18 protein-coding genes are annotated in these 24,077 nt (G+C 69.8%); 10 read left to right on the top strand and 8 right to left on the bottom strand.

Annotation, left to right across the window (positions count from 1 at the left end; all coding sequences use genetic code 11):
- Nucleotides 1–74 precede the first annotated feature (74 nt).
- Nucleotides 75–1,868 (bottom strand): hypothetical protein, encoded by a 1,794-nt coding sequence (locus tag ACFYQQ_RS21010; RefSeq protein ID WP_388904942.1) that lies wholly within the window; start codon nt 1,866–1,868, stop codon nt 75–77.
- A 948-nt stretch (nt 1,869–2,816) separates the two neighbouring features.
- Here ACFYQQ_RS21010 and ACFYQQ_RS21005 point away from each other — a divergent pair.
- The 4 genes from ACFYQQ_RS21005 (at nt 2,817) to ACFYQQ_RS20990 (ending at nt 8,427) form a co-directional block, all read left to right on the top strand.
- The gene (locus tag ACFYQQ_RS21005; RefSeq protein ID WP_355788025.1) at nt 2,817–3,425 is read left to right on the top strand and encodes a hypothetical protein; all 609 of its coding nucleotides are present in this window, start codon (nt 2,817–2,819) and stop codon (nt 3,423–3,425) included.
- The gene (locus ACFYQQ_RS21000; protein ID WP_356242673.1) at nt 3,422–6,286 is read left to right on the top strand and encodes a M48 family metalloprotease; all 2,865 of its coding nucleotides are present in this window, start codon (nt 3,422–3,424) and stop codon (nt 6,284–6,286) included. Before ACFYQQ_RS21005 ends, ACFYQQ_RS21000 begins: the two co-directional genes overlap by 4 nt.
- A 518-nt stretch (nt 6,287–6,804) precedes the next feature.
- Nucleotides 6,805–7,740, top strand: a complete 936-nt coding sequence (locus tag ACFYQQ_RS20995; RefSeq protein ID WP_388904941.1) for a DUF1996 domain-containing protein — start codon at nt 6,805–6,807, stop codon at nt 7,738–7,740.
- Between the two features lie 60 nt (nt 7,741–7,800).
- A complete protein-coding gene (locus ACFYQQ_RS20990) occupies nt 7,801–8,427 on the top strand; it encodes a DUF305 domain-containing protein (RefSeq protein WP_355785742.1) in 627 nt (208 codons plus the stop codon).
- A gap of 175 nt (nt 8,428–8,602) precedes the next feature.
- On the opposite strand, the gene ACFYQQ_RS20985 is transcribed toward ACFYQQ_RS20990, so the two are convergent.
- Nucleotides 8,603–9,196, bottom strand: coding sequence for a hypothetical protein (locus ACFYQQ_RS20985; protein WP_356242675.1), 594 nt, complete (start codon nt 9,194–9,196; stop codon nt 8,603–8,605).
- Between the two features lie 797 nt (nt 9,197–9,993).
- Nucleotides 9,994–10,197 (bottom strand): cold-shock protein, encoded by a 204-nt coding sequence (locus tag ACFYQQ_RS20980; protein ID WP_081220973.1) that lies wholly within the window; start codon nt 10,195–10,197, stop codon nt 9,994–9,996.
- 600 nt (nt 10,198–10,797) lie between these two features.
- On the opposite strand from ACFYQQ_RS20980, the gene ACFYQQ_RS20975 reads away from it, so the two are divergent.
- Together ACFYQQ_RS20975 and ACFYQQ_RS20970 are read left to right on the top strand one after the other, a co-directional pair.
- Entirely contained in the window at nt 10,798–12,591 is a 1,794-nt protein-coding gene (locus ACFYQQ_RS20975; protein ID WP_356174907.1) for a GAF domain-containing SpoIIE family protein phosphatase, read from the top strand.
- Nucleotides 12,588–13,058: a response regulator gene (locus ACFYQQ_RS20970; protein WP_355791882.1), complete on the top strand. Its 471-nt coding sequence runs from the start codon at nt 12,588–12,590 to the stop codon at nt 13,056–13,058. Before ACFYQQ_RS20975 ends, ACFYQQ_RS20970 begins: the two co-directional genes overlap by 4 nt.
- On the opposite strand, the gene ACFYQQ_RS20965 is transcribed toward ACFYQQ_RS20970, so the two are convergent.
- A complete protein-coding gene (locus ACFYQQ_RS20965; protein ID WP_356242678.1) occupies nt 13,013–15,460 on the bottom strand; it encodes an ATP-binding protein in 2,448 nt (815 codons plus the stop codon). The two genes, ACFYQQ_RS20970 and ACFYQQ_RS20965, sit on opposite strands and share 46 nt — an antisense overlap.
- Before the next feature lie 261 nt (nt 15,461–15,721).
- Here ACFYQQ_RS20965 and ACFYQQ_RS20960 point away from each other — a divergent pair, with 261 nt between their 5' ends.
- Nucleotides 15,722–16,333 (top strand): hypothetical protein, encoded by a 612-nt coding sequence (locus ACFYQQ_RS20960; protein WP_355787990.1) that lies wholly within the window; start codon nt 15,722–15,724, stop codon nt 16,331–16,333.
- Between the two features lie 105 nt (nt 16,334–16,438).
- On the opposite strand, the gene ACFYQQ_RS20955 is transcribed toward ACFYQQ_RS20960, so the two are convergent.
- Nucleotides 16,439–16,852: a MarR family winged helix-turn-helix transcriptional regulator gene (locus tag ACFYQQ_RS20955; RefSeq protein WP_355787988.1), complete on the bottom strand. Its 414-nt coding sequence runs from the start codon at nt 16,850–16,852 to the stop codon at nt 16,439–16,441.
- 53 nt (nt 16,853–16,905) lie between these two features.
- Between ACFYQQ_RS20955 and ACFYQQ_RS20950 the strand changes: the two genes are divergently transcribed.
- The 3 genes from ACFYQQ_RS20950 (at nt 16,906) to ACFYQQ_RS20940 (ending at nt 19,993) form a co-directional block, all read left to right on the top strand.
- Entirely contained in the window at nt 16,906–17,682 is a 777-nt protein-coding gene (locus ACFYQQ_RS20950; protein WP_355787985.1) for an alpha/beta hydrolase, read from the top strand.
- Between the two features lie 154 nt (nt 17,683–17,836).
- The gene (locus ACFYQQ_RS20945; RefSeq protein ID WP_355787982.1) at nt 17,837–19,291 is read left to right on the top strand and encodes an alpha/beta fold hydrolase; all 1,455 of its coding nucleotides are present in this window, start codon (nt 17,837–17,839) and stop codon (nt 19,289–19,291) included.
- A gap of 249 nt (nt 19,292–19,540) precedes the next feature.
- Nucleotides 19,541–19,993 (top strand): NAD(P)H-dependent oxidoreductase, encoded by a 453-nt coding sequence (locus ACFYQQ_RS20940; RefSeq protein ID WP_355787979.1) that lies wholly within the window; start codon nt 19,541–19,543, stop codon nt 19,991–19,993.
- A 103-nt stretch (nt 19,994–20,096) separates the two neighbouring features.
- On the opposite strand, the gene ACFYQQ_RS20935 is transcribed toward ACFYQQ_RS20940, so the two are convergent.
- From ACFYQQ_RS20935 to ACFYQQ_RS20925, 3 genes are all read right to left on the bottom strand, one after another.
- A complete protein-coding gene (locus tag ACFYQQ_RS20935) occupies nt 20,097–21,329 on the bottom strand; it encodes a helix-turn-helix domain-containing protein (RefSeq protein WP_388904940.1) in 1,233 nt (410 codons plus the stop codon).
- Between the two features lie 917 nt (nt 21,330–22,246).
- Nucleotides 22,247–23,110 (bottom strand): hypothetical protein, encoded by an 864-nt coding sequence (locus ACFYQQ_RS20930; RefSeq protein WP_355784124.1) that lies wholly within the window; start codon nt 23,108–23,110, stop codon nt 22,247–22,249.
- 327 nt (nt 23,111–23,437) lie between these two features.
- On the bottom strand, nt 23,438–23,851 hold the full coding sequence (locus tag ACFYQQ_RS20925) for a hypothetical protein (RefSeq protein WP_355784121.1): 414 nt from the start codon (nt 23,849–23,851) through the stop codon (nt 23,438–23,440).
- Between the last annotated feature and the right edge of the window lie 226 nt (nt 23,852–24,077).

Below are 24,077 nucleotides of genomic sequence, written 5' to 3'. Positions count from 1 at the left end.
CGGCGGAACGGGATCCCGCCGCACGGTGGTTGTTGGGTACGCGCGCTCCTGGCGCGCGGTGGTGTTCCGGTCGCTCAGCCGGTCGCGGGCAGCCAGTCCCCGCCCGCACCGTCGGTCACGACCAGGCGGATCGGTGCGCCGTCCTCGGGCCGGCAGAGAGCGGGCGCGGCGACGGCGGAGGCGATGAAGCGGGGGTCGTGTCCCGCGGCGAAGCGCCCTTCGGCGCCGAACAGGTCCCAGGCCCGGTCCGCCCACTGCGCGAGGTGGGGCTCACCCGCCAGCCGGTCCATCCACGACGGCTCGTCGACGACCGCGACGCAGTGCACGCCGTCGTAGTGGCGCAGCGATTCCAGCGCTCTCTCCCACTCCACACGGTCCGGACAGATGCGCACGGCCGCGCCGCGCCGCAGGACCTGGGGCGGCCGGCTGTGCGGATGAGGGGGGCGGGAGCCCAGGACCAGGAGGACCCGATGACTCTCCGGCCTCCAGCCCGTGCTCCAGTGGGCGAGCTCGTGCGGTACGTGTTCCAGTCCCGTGGCGAAGTCGTGCCGCAGGGCGGTGCGCTGCCAGTCGGCGAGTTCCTTCGCGGCCGACGTGGCGGATGACAGGCCCACCCGGTGCACGAGTGGGTCGCTGTGGTGGCGCCGGTCGAGCGGCGCGTGGTCCCGGTAGCCGATCAGTCCCACGCGGAGGGCGGTGTCGTCTCCCACGGCATCCCGCACGGCCGCGACGACGGCTGTCGCCTCCTGCAGCCGCTCCTCCACGGCCACGCCCCCGTCGGCCTGCGGGCCGGCAGTCTCCACCGCGAGAACGAGGTCGACGGGGCGAGGCCGGGAGAGCCGTCGCGGCGTGTGTACGGCGAGGGCGGCCCAGGGCGAGGTCTCCGACTCGTGGCGGCCCTCGTAGTCGAACTCGACCCTGCCCGGGCGGGTGAGCCGGTAGCCCAGGGTCACGCGGGCACCGGGCGACAGCTCGAGCCGGTCCACCCGGACGGGCCGCCACCGGGACGGCGGCTCCCCCTCGCCCGCCGAGACGACGGCTGCCACGCTGTGCCCGGCGGTGGCGGCACCGGGCGGCGCCGCCACGGGCACACGGACGACGGGACCGGCGGCGGGTTCAGCGGGACGGCTGCCGGCGGGGAAGAGCAGCCGCCGAACCAGTCCCACGGTGCCGGACGTACCGTCGATGTGAGCGCCCGCGAGCCAGATCGGGTGCCGCAGGGGCAGCCCGGCGACGAGGTCGCCCGGTGTCTGCGGCCAGTGGACCGGCAGCCGCAGGCACAGAAGCGGTTCACCCTGCTCGTTCAGCGCCTCCGCCGCCCGCTCGACAGGTGACCACCCCGCCGCGCGGACGACGAGCACCAGTGGCGCCGAGCGGGCCGCCCACTGGCGCACGAAGGCTCGCAGATGCCGGCCGAGGCTCGCCGCGAGGTCTGCGGGCACCGCCCCCGGGCTCATGGCACCCGCGCCCGGACCGGCGGCCGTTCGGGCCAATGAGGACGTGACGTAGGCCGCCGTGCGGGGGGTGACGCAGGTGCCGTCGGTACCGCCCGCCAGCAGAAGCAGTCGTCGCAGCCGCCCGTCGGGGAGCCCGTCGGCTGGCGGCACGAGGTCGGTCCAGACGGTTTCGGCGACGGTATGGATCTCCGCCTCCGCTCCGTCCGAGCCGTACGACAGACGATTCAGCCGGATCCGCTCGCAGCCGATCTCAAGGAATTCCAGTGCCGGAAAAGCTCCGCGGGCCAAGGACGTGAGAATCCAGCTCAGTCCCGATGTCGTGACGCGGGCGCTTTCCGCGGTCAGCACCTCGTGCCATGCGCGTCGCCACACCTGGGGCGTGGGCAGTGCGCCGCTGAACAGATCGGTCACGGCGCCCCGTTCAGGTACCGCGGGAACCGATCCGTCCTGCGCCCGATCCCCGTCCAGCAGGTCCGCGACCCGTAGCGCGGCACGCAGATTTCCGTTTTCGCCGTCTCTGACCTGGTCCCCAAGCACGATTCCCCCCGCCCCCGCTGCGCTCTCCGGTACGTCGCCGACGCGGCCGGACCACGCGGTGCACCCCGCCTCGGACCCATGACGGCCCAATGCGCGAACACGCAGGTCTGATCAATGTTCCCCCGGAGTCCCCACTCCGCTTACGCGTCACACTATTCGCCGAGTGATGACCGGCGCAGGACTTTCGCCAGCCTTTCAACAACATTCGTCCAGACCACTGAAATATCCATTCTCATGCCGAACAATTGATCGGAATGCACGTCGAATTTCGATTCTTACGGCTTCGGTGCCCCGCAAATACGCCATCGAACACCGGCTCGCTCGGTCGCCGTCTTGGGCCAGCCCCCTTCCCGGGCGCCACTACTGGGTAGTCCTCAAGTCGCCCGCGCTGGACGGGGCGGCTTCCATGCCGTATCCATCCGGATGCACAACCACCGAACTCGCCCTACGGCTCGGCATCTCAGCCGCGTCGGCTTCGGAGCACAGTCGCGCCCTCCGGAAGGCCGGCTTGGTCAGCAGCAGCCGGGCAAACACGGCGTCGGCGCTCGGGCTGCAACTCTTCGAAAGCGCGCAGAATGTGCTCGCAAAGGGCCACGAGACAGTGGGCGCGAGGACGTGTCGTGTGACCGGGTAGCAGTGGGCCGGAGCCTCATGGCACGTATCCGAAACCTGCCCGTGCTCACGTAGCAGATCACATCACGTGATATCACCAGTGCTCCCACTGTGGGCCCTTATAGAAAAAAGCTCCCGAGTGGTGCGCCCGGCCTCCTACCGTGACGGCTTCACCAGCTGTCTCCCTGGGAGGGGTGAAGGTTGTCGACAGTGCTGCCGGAAAACGACCGACGCGTCGTCGGGGCGCTCGCGCACATAGTCGTCACAGACGGGGCGCCTGGCGAACTGCCGGCCTTCCGGGTGATGCGGGACGAGTACTTCAGGCGGGGCATCCGACTGGACCGCAAAGGCCGGGACACGCTGCTCGGCATCGGGGTCGAGACAGCGGTGGCACTGCTGAGCCCGGTGGCGCTGGAAGTCTGCCGACGCCTGTGGGACACGCTGTGCGCAGAGGCCGCGGGAGCCATGGTGCGAGCAGGGCGCGCACGGGCCGAGGAACTGCTGAACGGTCTGCGCGCACGCTTCGGCACGGACACCGGTGAGGATCCGACCGTGACGTTCAGCCCCGAACATCTGCGGGAAGTGCACCGGCGGATCCTGCAGCAGGCCGGAGCCATGGGCCTGCCCGAGGAGCAGCAGTGGCTCATGGCGAATGCCGTAGTCGGCGCCCTTCAGGGCCCTCAGGACACCACGGCCGCACCCGACGCCCCGACGGCGCAGGAGGCCACGCCGGCACCGAACCACGCTGACCAGGAGGGCGCCCCGGAGGGACCCTGCCAGCCGCTCGCCGACGAGGAAACTACGGGAGACGCGGCATGAGCGAGCAGGAAGGAGCCGCCACGGAGGACCCGACCGGCACGCCCGTGACGGTCATCTCGGAACCGGGGCCCATGCGCCGCCGACGCGGGTCCGGGCCGCCCGTAGAGACCACCTTCCTCTTCGTCCTGCTGCTCATCATGATCACGCTCTCCTGTTCGGTGTTCCTCTCCACGCTGCTCACTCCCAGCGCGGAGGCACGGCAGCACGGGCGGGTCCTGACCAGCTGCCTGGAGCGCATGGGCGAAAGCGGTGCGGCCAAGCCGCCGACCGGTCCACTCGATCTGCACACGGCCATCGACGCATCCCGGGGCGAAGCGCAACGAGCGGCTCAGTGGGGGCGGTGCATGGCACCGACGCAGCGTCGTCTGCTCTCGTACCAACTCGGCGGCCTGGGCTTGGTCTTCGGCGCAGGACTCTTGCTCTACCTGGTCCATCCCGCGTGGCACGAGCGGCGTCGCCGGCTGAGCTCCTTGTCCACCGCCGACGCGGCCGACCTGCTCGAGGAACTGGAGCGGCTGCGACGGCTCGCCGGCGTGAACCGTCTGCGTTTTCGCCTCGAACCCTTCAACGCGGTGCCCTGCGCCTTCGTCTTCGGACTGCCCCGAAGGCGCAGACTGGCCATCAGCACTGGCCTGGTGGTCCGCTACCAGACCGACCCGGCCGCCTTTCGCGCGGTCGTCCTTCACGAACTGGCTCACCTGCGGAACCGGGACGTCGAACCCACCTACCTCGCCCTCACCTTGACTGCGTCCTTCGGGATGGTGCTCGGGGCGGATTCGGTGAACCGCCTCGTCAACTCCGGTCCGCTGCGCCTCATTGTCCTCGGTCCCGTTGCGCAGGCTCTGCTACTGGGCGTCCTCACCCTGCTGCTCCTGGCCTCGCTCGTACGCTCGCGCGAGTTTCAGGCGGACGCGCGGGTCGCCGAGTGGGAAGGAAAAACCAGCGCGTTGCCCCGTGTGCTGCGAGACATGCCGGCGCCGCGCCACCGAGTGGGGGCCGGCTTGCGTACGCTGCACCCCACACCGGCCGAGCGAGCACGGCACTTTGCGGGGACGAGCCTGCCCTTCGGACTCGGATACTGGGGTGGCGTCGGCGCCGGGCTCACGGCCACCGTCACCCTGATGGGACTCCGGAATCTGTCCATCCTGAGCAACATCGTCTTCGTGCCGTTGTGGATGAGCGCGGTCCCGGGCGTCCTGGTGGCGGCGGTCGTCGTGGTGGGCCGCTGGCGGTACGAATCCGCCCACCCCCAAGCTGCTCCCCGCCGCATGTGGCCCTACGGTCTCGGGCTGGCCACCGGCACAGTGCTGGGCCCCCTCGCCTCGCCCGACTCGTTCATCGTCTGGACGGACGCGCATGATCTGCTGGCCTGGATTCCAGGATGGATCCTCCTCGTCCTCCTCGCTTCCGTGCCTGCACCCAGGCTGACCGCCGAGGCGGTGGCGTACTGGCACAGGATGACGGCGAGCAGGACGGTGCCGTACTCGGGACGGCACATGCCCGGTGCGCTCACGTGCGCGGTCGCCCTGGCCGCCGTGGGTTACACCTTCCTGACGCAAGCCGTCCTCGTAGGCCAGTCCGTGGTCGGCTTGGCGGACAACCCGGCACTGAACATGCTCAGGCTCTCGGCGTCCTACAACGCTCCGGTCACGCTGATCTCCCTCGTAGCGACGACCGGGCTGGCACCGTTGCTGCTGACCATGGCAGCCGTGATGGCGGCGCTGTCGGTCCCGGCCGTGCTGTGGCGCAAGTCGAGCACGCCCCCGTCGCCCTTGGTACGGCCTGGGCCACCGCCGACAGCGACAACAGCGGCTGGAGAGGTTCGCAGATCTCTACGTATCGGCGTGACCGGATTATCGCTACTGGTGGTGTTCCTGCTTCTGACCTCGGCGCTGGGCCACCGGCTGACTCTGGCGGAACGCTGGCACACCGAGTTCTTCACGCGGTTCTACCTCCTGCACATGGCCGCTGCCGTCGCCACCGTGGTGCTGACCGCTTTGGTGGCCACCGCACGGGCTGGACGACAGCCGCTCCTTCACGGGCTGTTGACAGCCGCGGCGTCCGTTGCCGCGGCGGCGGCGGTCGTCATCGCACAGCCGAGTCTCGGCAACTGCGTCGACGTCCTTGAGGGACCGGTGTCCGCCCGGCGATGTCTCGCACCACCCGTCGCAGCCGGGATGTGGGTAGTCGTCCAGGTCTTGCTCGGCTGGACCGCGGTGGCCACCGCGGTGCTGCTGCTGCCGTGCGCCGCGTTGCGTGAGCGGGCCCTTCGCGCCCGTGGTGCCCGGGCCGGCGCCGGTCCGGCCCGGGATCGGCCGCGGGAACGCCGACGGACATCTCCGTGGCACCGTGCCGCTCTGGCCCTCACCACGGCCGGCGCCTTGTCGGTGGGGGCGGTCACGCTCGTCGAGCACAGCCGGGTCGATCCGGCGTACTTGGCCGGGGTCAGCATCGGCGACCGGGGGTGGGTCGACGGCGGGGACTTCCGTATGCACCTGGCACCCGGCTGGTACGAGTTCACTGGCGCCGCGGCGCACCCGGTGACCGGGCAGAGGACGGTCCAGGCGCAGATGGGACTGCTCAGGCCGGGCTTCGGTCAACGAGGCAGGGTATGGATCGGCCGCACAACGCGCTGGCCGATCGACGACGTGACCGCCTCGATCCTGGCCGAGGGCGGACACCGCACCACGGTCGCCGGAGCACGGGCACTGGTCCTGGACGTGCCGGACAAGAACCTACACGTCGTCCTGATCGAGAAGGGAAGCGAGCAACTACGCCTCGAACTCACCGACCACGACAACAACTTCGCGGACACCACACACCACTTGGACGTCATGCTGTCCACTTGGCAGTGGACGTAAGGCGGCCCACGCCCCGTGGGCGACACGACGTGAGCGCGCCTTCGACTCGCCCGTGACCATGCCCCGCGGGTCACCCACCGTCCGGTCAGCCGAGGTTCGACCGTCGTGCAAGAGGTTCGAGCCTGGTGGTGACCTCGCCGGTCCGGGGCCAGTGGCGGGCGAGGCGCCGGATGGGGCTGCCTCGGCCGGTGGCGACGAGTTGCCGGTTTGCGGGGGAAGGAGCGGAACTGCACAGGCAGTGCCGGCACGTACCAAATTTCGCGCTCCCACCCGGGCGCTCAGGTGCAGGTGGGTACCCCTTCAGCCACGCGCCGTAGATGTTCCACCAGGACGACCGAGCCGACAGCCTTCCGTCCGGCTTGATTTGTTGAAGGCGCTCGGGAGTCGGACCGTACCAATCACTACGAGAAGTATTGACGCCTACATGACAGGTGCCCTTCACTCAGCCCAGGGCCGGAACCGGTACCGGAACCGGTCCCGGCAAACATCCCCCACCTCTTCTCACAAGGAGGAGTGCTGTGCTGAGGAATCCCCCACGCCCTCCCACGGACCGCCGCCGGAAGCACCGCGCCTGGTCGACGGCCCTGGCCGCACTCGGTCTTCTGTTCGCCGCTCTGTACAGCGGCGCCCCTTCGTCCGGTCCCCAGCCCAAGACCGGCGAACTCAACGCCACTCCCCAGGGCGCCCAGGTCATCCGGGTCGCAGAGTTCCTCGCCGAGTGCCCCTACAGCCACCGACTGCCCGACGACCCCATCGTTTTCCCCGGCCTTCCCGGCGCCTCCCACATGCACAGCTTCTTCGGGAGTCGGGTGACCAACGCTCACACGGACGTCACGGATCTACTCGGCTCGTCGTCCACCTGCAGTCCGGCGGTAGACACGTCCTCGTACTGGGTGCCGACGCTCTACCGAAACGATCAGCCGGTGGAACCCACCGGCACCACCTTCTACTACCTCGGTGAAGGTGTCCGGGACGACGTCATCCAGCGCATTCGCCCCTTCCCGCAGGGACTGCGGATCGTAGCCGGAAACGCCAAGGCCACGGGCACCAACGACCCCACCTCCATCGCCCGTTGGTCCTGCCTGCACCACGGCGAGGTCAACCCTTCCAAGGACTTCGTGACCTGCCCTGCGGGATCGATGATGGAGTCCTATCTGGACTTCCCTCAGTGCTGGAACGGCAGGGACCTGGACTCCGCCGACCACAAGAGTCACATGTCCTACCCAGTCAACGGCGAGTGCCCTGCCAGCCACCCCGTTCCCGTACCGAAGCTGCGCCAGGTCCTGCGCTACCCGGTATCAGGCTCCACACAGGGCCTGCGGCTGGCCTCGGGGCCCGGGTACACCATGCACGGTGACTTCTTCAACGCGTGGCCCGAGAACGAACTCGCCCGCAGGGTCACGAACTGCATCAACCCCATCGTCAAGTGCGGAGCCGACGGCAACCCCTCCTGATCGTCGAGCCAAGGCGCCCAGCCCCCGACACGTCAGAGCACGGAGAAGAGAGGAACAGCGATGACGACAAACATCGTCGCTGGAGCAGGTAAGGCCCTCGCCGCCGCTCTGTTCTGCTCGCTGAGCGTGTCGGGGTGTGCCCACTCCCCAGGACAACCCGTTCCCTCCAAGACCTCAACGCTTGACCCCGGACCGCCCTCCCCTGGCCTCGGCCGGCCCCAGGGCCATCCTGCCGCCACGGCGACGACCTTCAACGCCACCGATCTCGGTTGGATACAGCTCATGCTGGCGATGGACCGTCAGACGCAGCAGATCCTGGAACTGGTACCAGAGCAGGGCTCAAGCACTAACCTCAAAGCCTGGGCCGTCGGCACCTCGGACCGTAATAGAGCCGAGCTCTCCTCCCTGCGGGCTTTGCTCGCGGACAGAGGCGCAGCCGACAACAACCCGCACGAGGGCCACGACATGCCCGGCATGGTGGATGAACGCGAGCTGCAAGCCTTGGAGAGTGCCCGCGGAGCACATTTCGACCTCCTCGCGCGGTCCGCCCTGAACGACCACTACAGCCAGGTACGAAAGCTGGCCTCAAGCGTTCAAGGGGCTGAGGCAAGCGCAGGTGTGCGAGAAACCGCTCGTAAGGCGGGAGAGGACGCCGCAAGAGCCCTGCGCCACCTTGGCCGCCTCTGAAAGCGCTGCCGTGCCGTTCGAGGCCCCTGGCCAGGCCGGGCAATCTCCTCGGCGAAACGATCACTGCGGCCTGGAGACCGTAGGGCCTGGCCACGACCCAGCCTCCAGGCGGCCCATCCCCCACCGGCCGACTGTCCCGCCGCTCATCGGCGATCACGCCCCGGCGCGAACACGGTCACATCGTCCGGCGTCGCCATTGGGGCCCGACCTGTTCCCACTCCCGCGCCCAGAGGTCGTAGCGTCGGCGGTCCAGCCGCCACCGTACGGCCCGTCCGGCGGCGTACGTCAGGCCACTGAAGGCAACAGCCGCGCCGGCCCCCAGGAAGGCCGACTCCGCCGCCGCCTCACCCGCCGAAGGTGGTTCCCTGGTGAGCCGGCCCTGGCCGTCGGTCCATACGGGCACGGTCGCACCCGCCTTCCGACCGGCGTCGACCCAGGCTCGGGAGGTATGCGTGGCGCCGTCCGAGGTGGTCCAGCGGACCTGCGCCCGCACACTGATCCGCTGAGGTCCCTCCGCCATCGCGACGGCGTCCATCGTGCTCTCCAGGAGCACTCCCTGATCGGCGTGTAGCGCGGCCCGCCGCTCCGCGAAGGACTGGTCGATGCTGTCCGCCGTCAGCGTGCCGACGAACGCTCCGCCCAGCGAGACGGCCGCCCATACCGCCACGACGACCCTTGCCTCGACGACGTCGGCGTGCCGCCGCAGCGGATTGCTCCGCCACCGCCACATGAGGTGGCGCCTGGTCCTCGCGTACTCCGCCTCCGGCATCGGACTGCACCTCCCGGGTCGTCCCCCTTCAAGGTGCATCGGGCGGGCCGTCCCCGCATGTGCTGAGCGGTCCGGGCCCGAGTGCACGCGGCCTGCCGGCGAGGAGACTGAGGAGGCCGTTTCGTCCCGGCTCCCCCACGGAAGCACCGTGGCAGTCATGGGCAGGACGGGGACGCGCGTTCCGGCGCCCAGGTCAGGGCGGGTACAGACCGAGGAGGCCACAGACTCGTTCGTCCCAGCTGCGACGCCGACGGGGAGCGGGCGGCCTGCGAGCCGGTCACCCATGGTGACCAGGCGGCCGAACCCGGTGACCACAATGCCCCAGCCCGGGTGCGTCTGCGGGGCCATGGCAGCGGCTGTCCCCTACGGCGTCGAGCCGAGGGCGGCACTCGGCTGGGCGCTGACCGCTCGCCGTCGGAGCCGAACGAACAACCCGTCACGGCCGTCAGCAGGAGAGCCGCGGACGCGGCGGGCAGGGCGGACTTGCGGAGGCTGATAGGCATGACGGAGGAGCCTTTGCCACGGGTGCCCTGCACCCCACCGGATTTAGGTGGTCACAGGCAGAGGCTCGGGCGGTGCAGCCGTGAGCAGTGCGACGAGGTACCAGTGGATGGAACCGCGACAGGCGTCCTCGCGCGTCTCGGCCCCTTGAGGGTGCCAAAGTAGCCCGCATTCCGCCGATTTGAGTCACCGGACGCGAGAACGGTGGAGGGGCCCGGTTGCGCCGGGCCCCTCTTCACGCGTGGGGAGTCGACCCGCGGCCCTCGCAGGCTTCGGGCGTCGACGGACGGCTCAGGTCAGCCGCGGACGATGTTCTCGGCCTGGGGGCCCTTCTGGCCCTGCGTGACGTCGAACGTGACGTGCTCGCCTTCGACCAGCTCACGGTAGCCGTTGCCGGAGATGTTGGAGTAGTGGGCGAAGACGTCCGGGCCGCCGCCCTCCTGCTCGATGAAGCCGAAGCCCTTTTCGGAGTTGAACCACTTCACGGTGCCGCTGGCCATACTGCTGTCCTTCGAATTAGCGCCGGGTCCACCCCGGCTGATCTGTGGCGGGCGCCTCTCCGTCACCGGAGTGCACCCGACACCTGTTCTACCCCACACGGCGCACAGATCAACCACCGACTTCGGGTATGTCCTGGGAGCGGTGCGGGAGTTCGCGTATTTTGCCGCTTGGTGGGCTTTTCGCCCCTGCAGCGCCGACCACAGCAGACCCGGGATTCGTGCGCCTAGGCAACCGGTCGCCTAGCAACCTGTACGGCACCTCGCACACGGACGGCCAGAGCGCCAACCCCGTCGACGACGCCGTCCGCACGGGCGCCCGCAGCCAGGTCGAGCGGGTGATCAAGACGACCGCGAAGCTCAAGGCGGCGGCGGAGGCCGAGACGTGCGCCGAGGCCCAGTCCCACGCCGCGGAGGAGAGCCACCAAGGCGTCCCTCCCCCGAGTCGTTCACGGAGCCGGACACGGACGCCCTCCGGTCATCACTGGGCGCGCCCACTTGCTTCGTCCCCTTGATGCCGCATGCCGCCGGGCCGCCGGGCGTGCGCACAGGGGAGAATGCCGGGAAGGAGGCATCCGAACGGTGCGAGAAAGGGGGAGATCCGTGTCCGAGGACGACGCACGTGCCTCGTCCCGGCCTTCGGCCGGCGACGACTGGTCCGCGCGGCTGCACACCCTGTGGCGTGCGGCCGCACAGATCCAGGACGTCACCGCCCTTGCGGACGGCGTGTACCCGGCTCTGCTCGCCCACCCCGACGTGCTGGCCAGTGTGGGCAGCCGCTGGGACGCCCGGGACGTCCAGTACGTGCGCTACTCCAGCGACGTAACCGGGCCGACGATCACTCTGAGTCGTGCCGAGCTCGCGGCGCGCGACGAGCACGTATGCCGTGCCAGTCGAGCCGACGCTGTCCCCCACAGCCCGAAGATTCTGCGCCACGTTCCCCTTTCGGCCGAACCTGCGGCTCGCGGCCCGGAGAGCCGGCTGCTGGCCTCGGCAGGCGCCGTCCACGCTCTCGAATGCGTCATCCCGTTCGGCGGGGCCGACTGGGCGTCGCTGTGGGTGGGTCTCGCTTCGCCGCCGGCCGAGGACTGCGTCTTGGAAGAACGGCTGCTCCAGATCGCGGACGTCCTGATCGCGAGCAATAAGCGGATCGTGGAGTACCGCATACACGACCGGCTTCAGGTCGAGGACGCCTTTCTCGCCGAGGCATCGCTGCAGATGGACGCCAGTCTCGATGTCGAGGAGACCCTGCGGCGGGTGGCCCGGCTCGCGGTTCCGGCCGTGGCGGAGGGATGCGTGGTGCACCTCTTCGGCCCCGGCGACGAACTCAACCCCGTGGCGTCCGCCCACGTGGCCGCCTCCGCCCAGGACTGGCTGGCCGAGGTGTCCCGTGCGGACTCCTGGCTCGCGAAGGTTCTGCGGGCGGGGGCCGAGGGCGGCGCGAGTGAGGTCCTGCGCGGGACGGACCTGCTGGGCGGCCCCTTCGGTACCGGCGCCGCGGCCGAGGGCGCTCCCGTACGTGCGCTGAGCGTGAGTCCGCTGCGTGCACGGGGCCGCTCCCTGGGAACCCTCACTTTCCTGTACCACCGTGACGACGCGGAGATCGGCAGCCCGAGACTCCTGGACGATCTCGCGGGACGCGCCGCCCTGGCCATCGACACCAGCATGCTGTACGAGCAGCGCCGCCGACACGTCCAAGTCCTGCAGCGACACCTCCTGCCCCGCGCACTGCCCGACGTGGACGGCGTGGAGCTGAGCGCCGCGTACGCCGTCGCCGACTCCTCTCTCGACGTGGGAGGGGACTTCTACGACGCCGTTGTCGCCGGGGACCAACTCGCCCTGCTGATCGGCGATGTCTGCGGGCGAGGCGCGGAGGCCGCCGCGCTCACCGGCCTTGCCCGGCACACCCTGCGCACCCTTCTGGAGGACCGCACGCCTCCCGCGCAGGCGCTCGCCCGCCTGAACCGGGCCCTCCTCACCGAGCAGACCACGCGTTTCGTGACCGCCGTGGTCGCCGTCCTGTCGCCCGCGCCGGGCGGCTGGTCGGCCGAGGTGGCCAGCGCCGGGCATCCGCGCCCCTTGGTGCGCGGCGCCGACGGGCGGGTACGTGAGGTCGACTGCTCCGGGGTGTTCCTCGGCGTCCTCGAGGACGCCGACTACCAGCCCACGCACCTGCATCTGTCCGAGGGTGAGGCCCTGGTGATGTTCACCGACGGTCTCACCGAGGCCAAGGGTGCCGACGGCAGCTATTTCGAGGACCACCTCGCGGACGCGCTACGCGAGAGCGGCGCCGCGACCGACCCGGCCGGACGGCTGGTCACCATGTCGGCGGACTTCCGTCGGCACGGCGACGACGACACAGCCGTCCTCGTGGCAAGGCTGAAAGGACGAGCGTGAAGCAGCACGACCACGAAAGGTCCATCGACCACGGCCGCGTACTGGTGGTGGAGGACTCCGAGGAGGATGCGGAGGCCATCCAACGTGCCCTGGCGCAGACCCATCCCGATCTGCGTCTGGAGTTCGCGAACCGCGGCGAACACGTGGTCGCCGGGCTGCAGGAGGCGGACGAGCTGCCCGGCCTGGTTCTGCTCGACCTCAACATGCCCGGTGCGGGCGGGCACACGCTCCTCGCCGCCATCCGCTCCCATCCCGAGTTCTCGGCGGTGACCGTCGTCGTGTTCACCTCCTCCACCGCGCCGGCGGAGGTCGACGCCTGCTATGCGGCAGGGGCGGACAGCTACATCTACAAACCCGTCAACTTCCACTTGTTCCGAACCGTGTTGAAGGGCGCCGTGGACTACTGGCAGCAGACGAGGATTCACGCGGGTTCGGACGGCGGCGCCGGCTCACCGAACGTGAAGTAGAAGGCGGATCCCACACCCGGCTCGCTCTCAAGCCACAGGCGTCCGCCATGCCGCTCCACGATCCGCTTCACGACCGCCAGTCCCACACCGGACCCTCCGCCGTGGTCGCCGGGGCCGTGCAGCCTCCTGAACAGATCGAAGACCTCGGCCTGCCGGTCCGCCGGAATACCGAGGCCGTTGTCACGCACGACGACGGCCTGTTCGGTGCCCGCGCCGTTCGGTCCGTCCACGTTCTCCACGTCGATCGTGACGGTCCTGTCTGGCCGGTCCGCGGCGTACTTGGCGGCGTTGACCAGCAGGTTGACAAGGATCTCGTCAAGCCGGTCCGGGTCGGCGTTCACGTAGGGCAGCGACGGCGGCCGGAGTACCGTGACCCGCTCCTCCGCCAGGCGCGGGCCGGCGACCTCCAATGCCCCGTCGACGGCCTCGTCGAGGGGCAGGTCACGGCGGCGCAGGCCGGCCCGGCCCAACCTGGCATAGTCCAGAAGCGAGTTGAGCAGCTCGTCCATGCGGCCCGCCAGGCGCTCCATGGTCCGCAGACGCGCCACGCTCCTGTCGTCCAGGGAGTCGCCCGCGTCCTCCAGCGTGAACGTCGCCGCGTTCGAGATACCGCGCAGGGGCTCCTTGAGGTCGTGCGCGGCGGCGTGGGCGAACGAGTCGAGGTCCGTGTTGGTCATCCGCAGCTCCTCGTTGAGTTCACCGAGGACGTCCGCGTGGTGCAGCACCAGCCCGGTCAGCATGCGCCACAACTCGCCTGCCACCGCCCGGTCCTGTGGCGTCCACGGACGGCTCCGACCGCGCGTCACGGACCGGAACACCTCACTCGAACCCCTCGGCGTCAGCCGTTCTCCGCGGGGCCCCACGCGGACCGGCACGGACGGGTCGGCCGCCCACTTCCGCGGCAGCGGCCGCTCGTCACGCAACCACGCCAGGTAGTCCCCGGGACGCAGGGGAATCAGCAACGCCCCAGCGGGGACGCCCCCCGCCCAGTCCGGGTCCCCCGTCCCTCCTGCCGAACCCAGTTCCTCCGCCGCGCCCGGTCCGTCGGCCGCGCTCTCGTGTGCCGCGTGCGACTCGGGAGCCGTGCCCCGCTCTCCCGTGATCCCGGGCACACGGGTCGTCTCCGGCGCCGCCCCCTTGGCCAACATCTCCGGCAGTCGGTCCGTGTCCCATACCTCCCCCGTCAGCAACTCCGCTGCCCGCAAGCCGAGTTCGTCGGCCACATCCCGGCGCACGGACGGTCCGGCACATGTGAGGCGCCCACCTCGCATGAGCAGCACCGCGTCCGCCTCCATCAGCTCCTGGACCTGTGCGGCATGCCGCACGAGCGAGGTCTCCAGGTCGGCACCGAGCAGTTCCGCCACTGCCGCCGCGCGTCCGCCCGAGCGCGTCAGCGCGTCCGCACGGTCGCGCTCCTCGATGGCCGCCAACTGAAGCGAGAACGCCGCGCCGAACAGCTCGCACGCCGAACGGACCTCGGGAGCCAGCCGCACGGGGTCTCCCCCATGACAGGCGATGAGCCCCCACAACCGGCCTTCCCGCAGCACGGACACGGACATGGACGACCGCACTCCGATGTTGCGCAGGTATTCCAGATGAAACTCCGACACCGTGCGCAGGGCCGACCCCGAGAGATCGAGCGGCGTGCCGCTGGCCGCCCTGACCCGCGGGTACAGGCGCACCGTCGGATCATCGACGTCCGCGATGACCCTGATCCAGTTCTCCTCGTACAGTCGGCGGGCCTGGGGAGGGATGTCGGTCGCCGGGAACCACAGGCCCAGCCAGGGCTCCCAGCCTTCCGTCACGTCCTCGGCCACCACCTCACCCGGCCCGTCGGCGCCGTCGAACCGGTAGGCGACCACGCGGTCGTATCCCGTCAGCTCGCGTACCTGCCGGACGGCGACCCGGCAGCAGTCCTCGACGGAACCGGCCGACCGCAGGCGCGCCAACGCGCGGCGGATGCCCTGGTAGAACCCGGAGAAGTGGAAGGCCGCGGAGTCCTCTCGGGGCTCGAACTCCATGATGACCAGGCCCTCGCGACGGTGGGCGCTCACGTCGAAGGACCGCCGCTTCGGTCCGGCCCCCACCACGACAGGCAGTGCGGCACCCGTGCCGTCTTCTCCGGTGGTGGCGTCGAGCACCTCCGCCCAGTCGTCCGCGTCCAGCACCTCAAGGACGTTCGCGCCGACCAGGTCGCCGGCCGCGACGCCGAGCAGCGCGCCGCTGTTCTCGGCCGCCGTGTCGACGATCCCCGAGACGACCGCCACGGCCAGGAGCGTGCCGTAGGACTGGACACCGCCCAGGAGGTGGATCGGCTCACGGACGCACTCCGAGAGGTCGAAGCCACCCGGCACGGCCGCCTCGGCCTCCCTAGCGCGCTGTGACAGCCAGTCGGATCCCACCTGCGGCTCCTTCACCAGTCAGTGCCTTGCATATGCCGCATCCTCCCACCCGGAGCGGTTTGCCTCGTGACGGACGCACCGGCACGACGCCGCTCCACGGCCGAGCGGACGATGCCGTTCGGGCTCAGCCGTCGCCGGAGGCTGCGGAAGGCGGAATGCCCAAACGGCCGTTGCCGTCCGCTTCCGGCAGGGAGGTACGGACGGCGGGTGACGCTCAGGCGCTCCGCGCTGTGTGCCCGGCGCCAGTGGTGTAATTCCGGCATGGACGCGACGGTGGCAACCCTGATCGGTACCTCCATCGGCACACTGGGAGGGCTGGCGGGAGGGGTCCTCACCGCCCTTCTCCAGAGTCGGCACGCACGCGCCCAGCTCGACATCGAGGAGCAGCGCCGCAGAGCCGACTTGCGCCGCGAGGCGTGCAACGACCTCGCCAGCGCTGCGCATCAGTACCGGATGCACTGGTGGCAGCTGAACGCCAAACTGGGCAAGGGGGTCGCTGACCGGGAGCTGTTCGACGACAGTGCCGCTCTGTGGACCGAGGTGACGGCCGCACACAGCCGAGCGGCGATCGCCGGGCCCGCGCGCGTCGCCGAGGCCGCGGACCAGTTGCTGGCACAGTTGCACGCGATGGACAGCGCGGGTACGGAGTGGTTCTCCAGCGTCGAGTCCGGCTATCAGCACAGTGTGGACGTACTCCGCGACGAACTCCTCGCAGCAAGGCGTGCCGTGCGCGTCGGAGCGTTCGCGTCCGTCGTCCGGCGGGAACTCGGCAACGACGCACCGTCGTTGCCTGTCCCGCGTGCGCGAGCACGAGAGGCCGCTGACAGCCCCTCGCCCCGTGTCCGGTCCGGTGACAACTCAGACAGCGCCTGAGGCAGTCGCATCGGACGACCCGCACGTGGTGCGGCACAGAACACGGCCTACCGCACCGGAATGAAGCCGGAGAAGCATCAAGACACGAATGCGCGCGCTGTCGTGTCACGCCTCCGTGGTGAGTTCCCGTAGCGATCGAAGCAGTTCCCTACGCTGCGCCTCGTCGAGAGGTGCGAAGAGGTCTTGCAGTACGGAGACCGACAGGCGTCGCCCTTCCGTGAGCGCCTCCCTCCCCGCCTCGGTGAGGGTGTGCTCCAGGCGTCGCCCGCGGCCCGCGGACCGAGTGATGAGCCCCCGGTCCACCAGGCGGCTCGCGAGGGTGCCGAACGCCTGGTCGCTCTGGAATGTCGCCACGGCGAGCTCGTGTCCCGACGCCCCCGGCATGCGGTCGATGGCACGCAGGGCGTCCCACTGGACGAGGCTCACTCCGATCTCGCGCAGCGCGGCATCCATGGTGCGGTGGTTCCGGTACTGCGCCCGCTTGATCGCGAGTCCGAGCGCTTCGAGGTCGGTCGTCATGGTGCTACGGTATCAACATCAGTAGATAAACATGTTGATTCAGGAGGAGCGTCATGAACGCCTCACTTCCCGCAGACCTTCCTGTCCTCCAGGCCGGCGACCCCCGGTCACGCACGGCCCTCGTCCTGCACGGCGGCGGGGGACCCCGGACCGTCGCGCCCGTCGTGGGACGCCTCGCGGCCACCCTGCACGCGCTCGCACCCACACATCCCGGCTGGGAGGGCACAGCACGTCCCGACTCCATCTCCACCATCGCGCAGCTCGCAGCCGCCTACCTGGAACGCCTACTGGAGGACGAGCAGCACGACGTCGTACTGGTGGGATCCTCGATCGGCGGGTGGATCGCCCTGGAAATGGCGATACAGGCCGCCCACGACGAGCGGTACGCAGGACTGATCGGGGCCGTCGTCGATATCGACGGCGTGGGAGCGGAAGTGGAAGGCGAGCCCGTCGCGGACTTCTTCGCCCTCGACGCCCGCGGACTCGCCGAAGCCGCATGGCACGACCCCGAGCGCGGATACATCGATCCGGCCGGCCTCACCGATGAGCAGCGCGCGATCCAGCAGGCGAACGGACACACTATGTCCGCCCTCGCGGGCACGAACATGAGTGACCCGACGCTCCTCGATCGGCTAGGCGCGGTGACGGTCCCCACGCTCGTGGTGTGGGGCGAGAGCGACCGGATCGTCACGCCGGCGTACGGGCGGGCCGTCGCAGCCGCCGTGCCAGGCGCACAGTTCGTCGAGATCCCGCAGGCCGGCCACCTCCCACACCTCGAGGCCCCCGACGCGACCTGGGCGGCCATCACACCTTTCCTGGCGAAGTCCTAGCGCACTCGACATTTGACGGCCTGCGGTGGCACCGGCGACGCGCCTGGGTGCGACCGCAGCCGTACCCGGCCGTGCCCGGGGTGCGACTTGAGGTGGACACGGTGGCGACCGGAGGGCGATGTGGCAGGGCATTCCCTGAGCCGAGGATGGCCAAGTGACCGAGACCATCACGGGGTTGTACCTGTCCCCTCTGGAACTGTGTGCCGTGCTCAGTGCTCTCGCGCTGGTTGCGGCGCGCTGGCTTCCCCCAATTGCCCGCCCGCGCACCACGATCGCGGCCGGAACGGCCTTCGTGCTGTGCGCGATCGTGCTGGGCGTGGCTGGGATGCGCTGGCAGATGCTGCCGGTGCTGGGCGGTGCCGCGCTCGCGCTGCCCTTCGCAGTGGCCGCGCTGCTGCGCCGCCGTGACGGCCGTCCCGCCAGGCGGGCCCGATGGTGGCTGGCGTTGCCGGGATCGACTACCTGCGTCGCCCTGATCGCTTCGGGCCCGGTGAGCGCCTGGGCTTTCCCGGTGCCCGTGTTCCCCGAGCCGTCAGGCACCTTCGCGGTCGGCACCCGCGTGATGCAGTGGACGGACCCACACCGTCCCGAGAGCTTCACCGCCGACCCGCACGACCGGCGCACGGTCGTGGTCCAGCTCTGGTACCCCGCGAAGCCGAACCTCGCAGGGGCACAGCGGGCTCCGTACCTGGGACGCACACAACACGAGGCGCGCATCGTCTCCGACGCCCTCGCCCGTTACGCCGGCATGCCCGGCTTCCTTCTGAACGACGTCCCTCAGGCCCGCAGCCATGCGGTCTTCAACGCGCCGGTGGCCAGCGAGGGCGGACGGTTCCCCGTCGTGCTGTTCTCCCCCGGGGCCGGTGGCGTGCGCACCCAGAACACCGCCTGGGCGGAGGAACTGGCCAGCCACGGCTACATCGTTGCCGGCCTGGACCATCCCTACGACTCCGCCGCCGTCGTCCTTGCCGACGGCCGGACGATCACCACCACGCTCACCTCCACCGGCGACCGGGACAAAGACGAACGGCTGGGGGCCGACTGGACGGCTGTCCGGGCAGCCGACCTCCGCTTCGCCCTCACCCAACTGGAGCGCCTGGACCGGGGCGAGGCCACCGGCCCGCTCACCGGACGGCTGGACACCGGCCGGGTCGCGGTGACCGGTCACTCCATGGGGGGTGCCGCCGCACTGCAGGCCGCCCGCCAGGACCGCCGATTCGACGCCGTCATCGATCTGGACGGGTACCCGCACGGCCCGCTCTCCCCCTCCCTGCACCAGCCGACGCTCGCGCTCACCCAGGCCATCACCTCTGAAACCGACCCGCGGTACCTGCCCCGTCTCACCAAGGCCCTCAGGCTCAGCACCGCGACGAGCTACCGGCTCACCATTCCCGGCGCCGCGCACCTCACCTTCATGGACGCTCCTCTGTATCTGCCACCGATGCCCTCGCTGGTCGGGACCCTGGGCCGCACCGAGAGCCCACGGGTCGTCGCCGCGGCCACGCTCGCCTTCCTGGACGCCACCCTGCGGCACGACCCCGGTGGCCTGCCCCGCGCTCTGTCGACCTACGGAGACCTGAGCGTCCAGCGCCCGGGCAGAGGCGCTTGAGCACCCTCACCGGCAACAACTGCTCCGGGTGTCGAACGGATGGGTTCCGTTCGCATGAACGGCCATCCCGGCATCGGCGCCTGTCGGCAAGACGGCTCGCAGCGGTACGGAGGAGTTGGGCGCGGTGGTGTGGCGTCAGGTGGCGAACCGGCCGCCGGAGGAGGCATCACGCCTGGGGGTGGGAAGGTACGGTGGTTCACGCGCGTCACCGGTTGCGGCGGGCCGCCCTAGCAGGCAGGGTTCGATGCCGTGCCTACCTTGCTGATTGTCCATCACACACCCTCGCCGAACTGCCAGGCGATGTTCGAAGCGGTCGTCCAAGGCGCGACGGCACCGGAGATCGAAGGCGTGCGTGTCGTGCGCCGAGCAGCCCTCGCCGCCACCGCGTCCGACGTCCTGGCCGCCGACGGCTACCTGCTGGGCACGCCGGCCAATCTCGGCTACATGTCCGGCGCCCTCAAGCACTTCTTCGACCAGGTGTACTACCCATGCCTGGACGCCACCCGCGGCCGCCCGTTCGCCTACTACGTGCACGGAGGCAACGACGTCACCGGCGCCGTGCGAAGCATCGAGGCTGTGACGACCGGCCTGGGTTGGCGCCGGGCGGCCGAAGCGGTGACCGTCACCGGGGAACCGGGCAAGACGGACGTGGAGGCGTGTTGGGAACTCGGCGCGACCACCGCCGCCGGCCTCATGGAGTGAGGGCCGCCGCAGGCCCGGGCGCGGGAGACAGAGAAGGCCGCCGGTGCACGCCGCATCGAAAACGCCAACCCCAAGCGCACGTTCCGGTGTCCCTAGTCCACTGTCAGTTGGCGGTGGTTGCGTGGCGTGGGTTGTCGCCTGCGGCGAGGGATTCGGCGAGGATGCGCCAGATCTCCGCGGCCAGGTCGATGTTGGCATCGGCCTGCGCCTGTTCGGCCAGCACCCGCAGCCCCTGCACCCCACGGACGTCACCGGAACGGATCAGCAGCTGCTGACGCAGGATGTCCAGCCGGACCCGGTCCCGGTACGTCATCCGCGGCTCGACCTCGGCCAGCTCCGCCAGCAGCACCCGAGCATCGTCGTAACGGCCCGTCAGGAACGCCAGATCCGCCTTCAACGCCGTCAACTCCTGACGCAGACCCGCAGTCCCCACGAAGGCCAGGGCCGGCTCGGCCGCACGGACACACTCCTCAGCCGCCCCGGGATCAGCCGGCAGCTTCTGCAGATGCAGCCGCCCCGCCGCAAGACGCAACCGCAGCCACAACACCAAATCCAGCGCGCTGTCGAACCCCTCCAGCGCCTGCTGCAAATAGCCCTGGGCCGCCTGGTGATCGCCCTGCGGCAAGCGCACCGCCGCGGCCGTCCACATCGCCTCCGCCCACAACACATCCGAACGCCCCATCACCAACGCGACCAGCTCATCGGCATGCGCCCGCGCGTCCGGCATCCGGCCCGCCTCGGCCTCCACCGACACCAACGCCAGCAACACCCCCGCCCGGTCCTCCACCTCCACACCCCCCTCACGCGCCAACTGGTGCGCGGTCGTCGCGGCATCCAACGCGGCAGGAATCTCACCCAGCGAACGCAGACAGCGAGCGAAACGGGTCAGACCTCGCACCCGCAACGCCACCACCCCGACCACCTCGCCCAGGCCGACGAGTTCCGCGAGGTCCTCACGCTCCCCCGCATGGTCACCCTGCACCCGCCGCCGCCCCGCCAACTGCCACAACGCCTGCCACCGCAACACCGGCGACTCATGCCCCTCCGCCCCCAACGCCTCCCGCAACACCTCCAACGCCGAATCCGAACCCGTAGAAGCAACCAGCGTCAACGCATTCGCGAGCGACCCACCGGCAGGCTCCTCAAAGTCTGCCACCTCAAGACCCAGCCGCTCAGCCAAAAACGCCACAGCCCGCTCCGTCGGCTGACGAGCCCCCGACTCCAACCGCGACAAATACCCAGTCGACATCCCCTCCCCCACCAACGCCGTCTGCGACAACCCACGAGCCACCCGCAAACCACGAAGACGACGCCCAAAAGCAGGCTGACGCAACATAAAACCAATCCCTCACAGACACACAGTCAGAGCCAAGAGGCAAGGACAAGGGCAAGAGCACGGATCGGAGCAGGCGAGACACCGTCCGGGGCAACGGCCAGCCGCCACAGCCGACATGAGGCACGGGCACGGGCACGGGCAGAGAACGAGCAGCGATCGAGGCAAGGGCAGCGGCAGAGTAGGTGCGCGGGAAGAAGCAGGTTCACGGGATCACAAACCCGCCCCGAGCGTAGGCGCGGGGCAACCACCCGGCAATGTTTTGCCACACCCCCTGAACCCCACCTCAGGCCAACCTCACGAGACCTTCATGCGTTCCTCAAGCGGTCCTTGACCAGCAACGCGCAGCATTTCAACCAGAAATGGCACAACCACGCCCCGCAACCACAAAACCACCGACCATCCACGGGAACCGTTCTCGTTCACCTCCACGGGAGACACCCATGACATCTCCGGTTCCCCACCAGCACCCCACCTCACAACCCCACGCCCACGCATCCGCACCGCCACCCAACACGAACACCAACACCGCCGACGAAGACGACATCGGCTGGCCCAAGTAGCACCCCGACACCGCCGAGGCCACCTGTACGCGCCGATCCGCCGTAGTGCGGAGGCTGATCCGTCGAGCCTCCGTTGGGGCCGGGGTTGATGCTCCCGTGCCTCCTCCATTGGGCGGCCTCGCGCGTGGTGAGTATCGGCGAACCCGCAAGCTGTTCGCGCTTGTGTTGGGAGAGTTGGGGTTGGGGCTGCTGCCGCTGAATCTCTGGAGATCTCGACAAGACGAGATGGACAGCGGCCCAGTGGTGGGGCGCTCAGATCGGTCGGCAGCGAGTCGCCTGAGCCTTCTCGTTCATAGCCTCGGGACACGGATCGACGAACGCGGACACGGAGGAACAGTTCTGCTCCTGCGCCTTGCGCTACGGCGCAGGGAAGACCAGGCGGAGGCCGAGTTCCTTCGCCGCTCGGTGGAGACGTGGGTAGAGGGTCTTGCGCAATGTACGTACGGCGTCGTCGTGTTGAGCAAGGAAACGGGCGCGCAGTCGCAGCCGTGCTGCTTCGCGAACGGTTTCTACCGGGCGCATGCATTCTGCGTAGGCACTGCCGAGTTTGTGCTCGACTGCGGGTAACTCGTCCGGGGCCGCGGTCTGTTGCTGAGCGTCGACCAGGGCGAAGAAGCCGTTCTCGTCGCGTACCCGGATTCCGTGTCGGCTCAGGCAGTCCGGCAGGGTGCCAAGAGCGCGCAGCACGGCGGCGTCGCGGCGCAGCGAGACGAGAGTGTCGAACCACTTTCCCTGGAGTGCCGCGTAGGTGTTGCGCAGTGCGGCAGCAGCCTCGGTCCCCTCGGCAAGGCATCGGCGCGCGGCGGGCGTGTCGCTCGACCCGTCTCCGTCGCCGGCCGCGTTCCCCTGGCGGTTCCCGGTGCCCCCTGCGATGTCCTGCTCACTCTGACTCTCGCGACGCGCACCGGCACCCGTTGTCGTGGGGCGGGACACGGAGGCTGCCGGTTGCGGCGCAGCGGCGGGGACCGCGGCGCTCTCACTCATCCCGTGCCGTGCGACGAAATCCAGGTCGGGGAGTTCGTAGTACCTGATGAACGTGAGCGGGGCCTGTGGGGGCAGGTTCGTCTGGTGCTTCCGTGCGCACGATGTCGCGGCGGCGCGCGCCTGTTGCCGTACGAAGACGTCCAGTCCCTGCGTCCAACGGGTCTCCCGGCCGGTCGCGGGCAGGACCATACGCACCGGGTCGTCCGGCAATGCGGTGCTGAGGCGGGCGGCGGACACGCGTGTCGCCGTAGCCGGGGGTGCCGACGGGGCGGAGTCGGTCGAACATGAAGCTGTCAGCACAGCGGCGACGGCGAGGGCGACTCGTAACCCGTCCCGTTGCCTGGCTCGGGTCCGGCCCCCGGTTCGCCTGACGTTGCCGGACTGGGGCCGCTGGCGGACCGGAAACCGATACCGGCCGGTCAGGCGGATCACACTCACCACTCCCCCACGTCTCGCCGTGTTGTGTCTTCGCTGCCTCACCCGTGACCCGGGGGTGCCATCGAGCCGTGTCGATGGCACCCTTCCGGCACGTGGGAGCCGGACCACGAGCGCCCGGTTCTCCGATCAGTGCGTGATCTTGACGGAGTCGCCGCCGTCGAGCTGGCTCGCGACCGTGAACGGCGTGTTGTCCGAGACGTCGGTGCAGAGCCAGTACGTGGAGTCGTTGACGCTGTGGCTGCCGTCCGAAGCCCAGACGTAGCCCTTGCTGCAGGTGCGCCAGACGCCGCTGGAGCTGCGCAACCGGCCGGCGTAGTAGTCCCCGTACGGGGAGGTCGAGTCGTCCGAGTAGGTGAGGTTGAGGTCTCCGCAGCTGCTGGTGGCCGCCTTGTTGCGGACGGTCCCCACGCCTTCGTTGCCCCCGGTGGTGAGTGTCGAGGTCACGCAGGCCTGCGGAGCGGCAGAGGCCGCTGGAGCGAACGTCAGACAGGCCGCGGCGGAGGCGAGCGCGAGCGCGCCCGCAGCGATGGCTCTGGTCATGCTTCCCCTTTTTCGGTCGTTCGGTCTGGGCCGTGCCCGTCTGCGTGGACGCGACCGCGGGTCCGGACGGGCGATGTCTGCCGCGTCCGGAGTGCACGCCGGAGACGTTCGCAGAGGAGGGCGCTCCGGCCTACGGCCTTCGACCGTGCTCGAAAGTCCCCGACCAGACGCCGGATGCCCTTGTTCCGGGGGTATGGGTGAGCCGTGTGGAGTTGCTGTGGCGCCT

This window comes from Streptomyces sp. NPDC005496 (assembly GCF_042872045.1).
Classification (GTDB): Bacteria; Actinomycetota; Actinomycetes; order Streptomycetales; family Streptomycetaceae; genus Streptomyces.
Note: the sequence above shows the minus strand (reverse complement) of the source record. Positions and strands in the feature narration are given on the sequence as shown.

Excerpts from the sequence above, each read along its gene's own strand:
- ACFYQQ_RS21000 (WP_356242673.1), top strand. The coding sequence starts at position 3,422 with ATGAGCGAGCAGGAAGGAGCCGCCACGGAGGACCCGACCGGCACGCCC.
- ACFYQQ_RS20990 (WP_355785742.1), top strand. The coding sequence starts at position 7,801 with ATGACGACAAACATCGTCGCTGGAGCAGGTAAGGCCCTCGCCGCCGCT.
- ACFYQQ_RS20985 (WP_356242675.1), bottom strand. The coding sequence starts at position 9,196 with ATGCCGGAGGCGGAGTACGCGAGGACCAGGCGCCACCTCATGTGGCGG.
- ACFYQQ_RS20980 (WP_081220973.1), bottom strand. The coding sequence starts at position 10,197 with ATGGCCAGCGGCACCGTGAAGTGGTTCAACTCCGAAAAGGGCTTCGGC.
- ACFYQQ_RS20960 (WP_355787990.1), top strand. The coding sequence starts at position 15,722 with ATGGACGCGACGGTGGCAACCCTGATCGGTACCTCCATCGGCACACTG.
- ACFYQQ_RS20955 (WP_355787988.1), bottom strand. The coding sequence starts at position 16,852 with ATGACGACCGACCTCGAAGCGCTCGGACTCGCGATCAAGCGGGCGCAG.
- ACFYQQ_RS20950 (WP_355787985.1), top strand. The coding sequence starts at position 16,906 with ATGAACGCCTCACTTCCCGCAGACCTTCCTGTCCTCCAGGCCGGCGAC.
- ACFYQQ_RS20935 (WP_388904940.1), bottom strand. The coding sequence starts at position 21,329 with ATGTTGCGTCAGCCTGCTTTTGGGCGTCGTCTTCGTGGTTTGCGGGTG.
- ACFYQQ_RS20925 (WP_355784121.1), bottom strand. The coding sequence starts at position 23,851 with ATGACCAGAGCCATCGCTGCGGGCGCGCTCGCGCTCGCCTCCGCCGCG.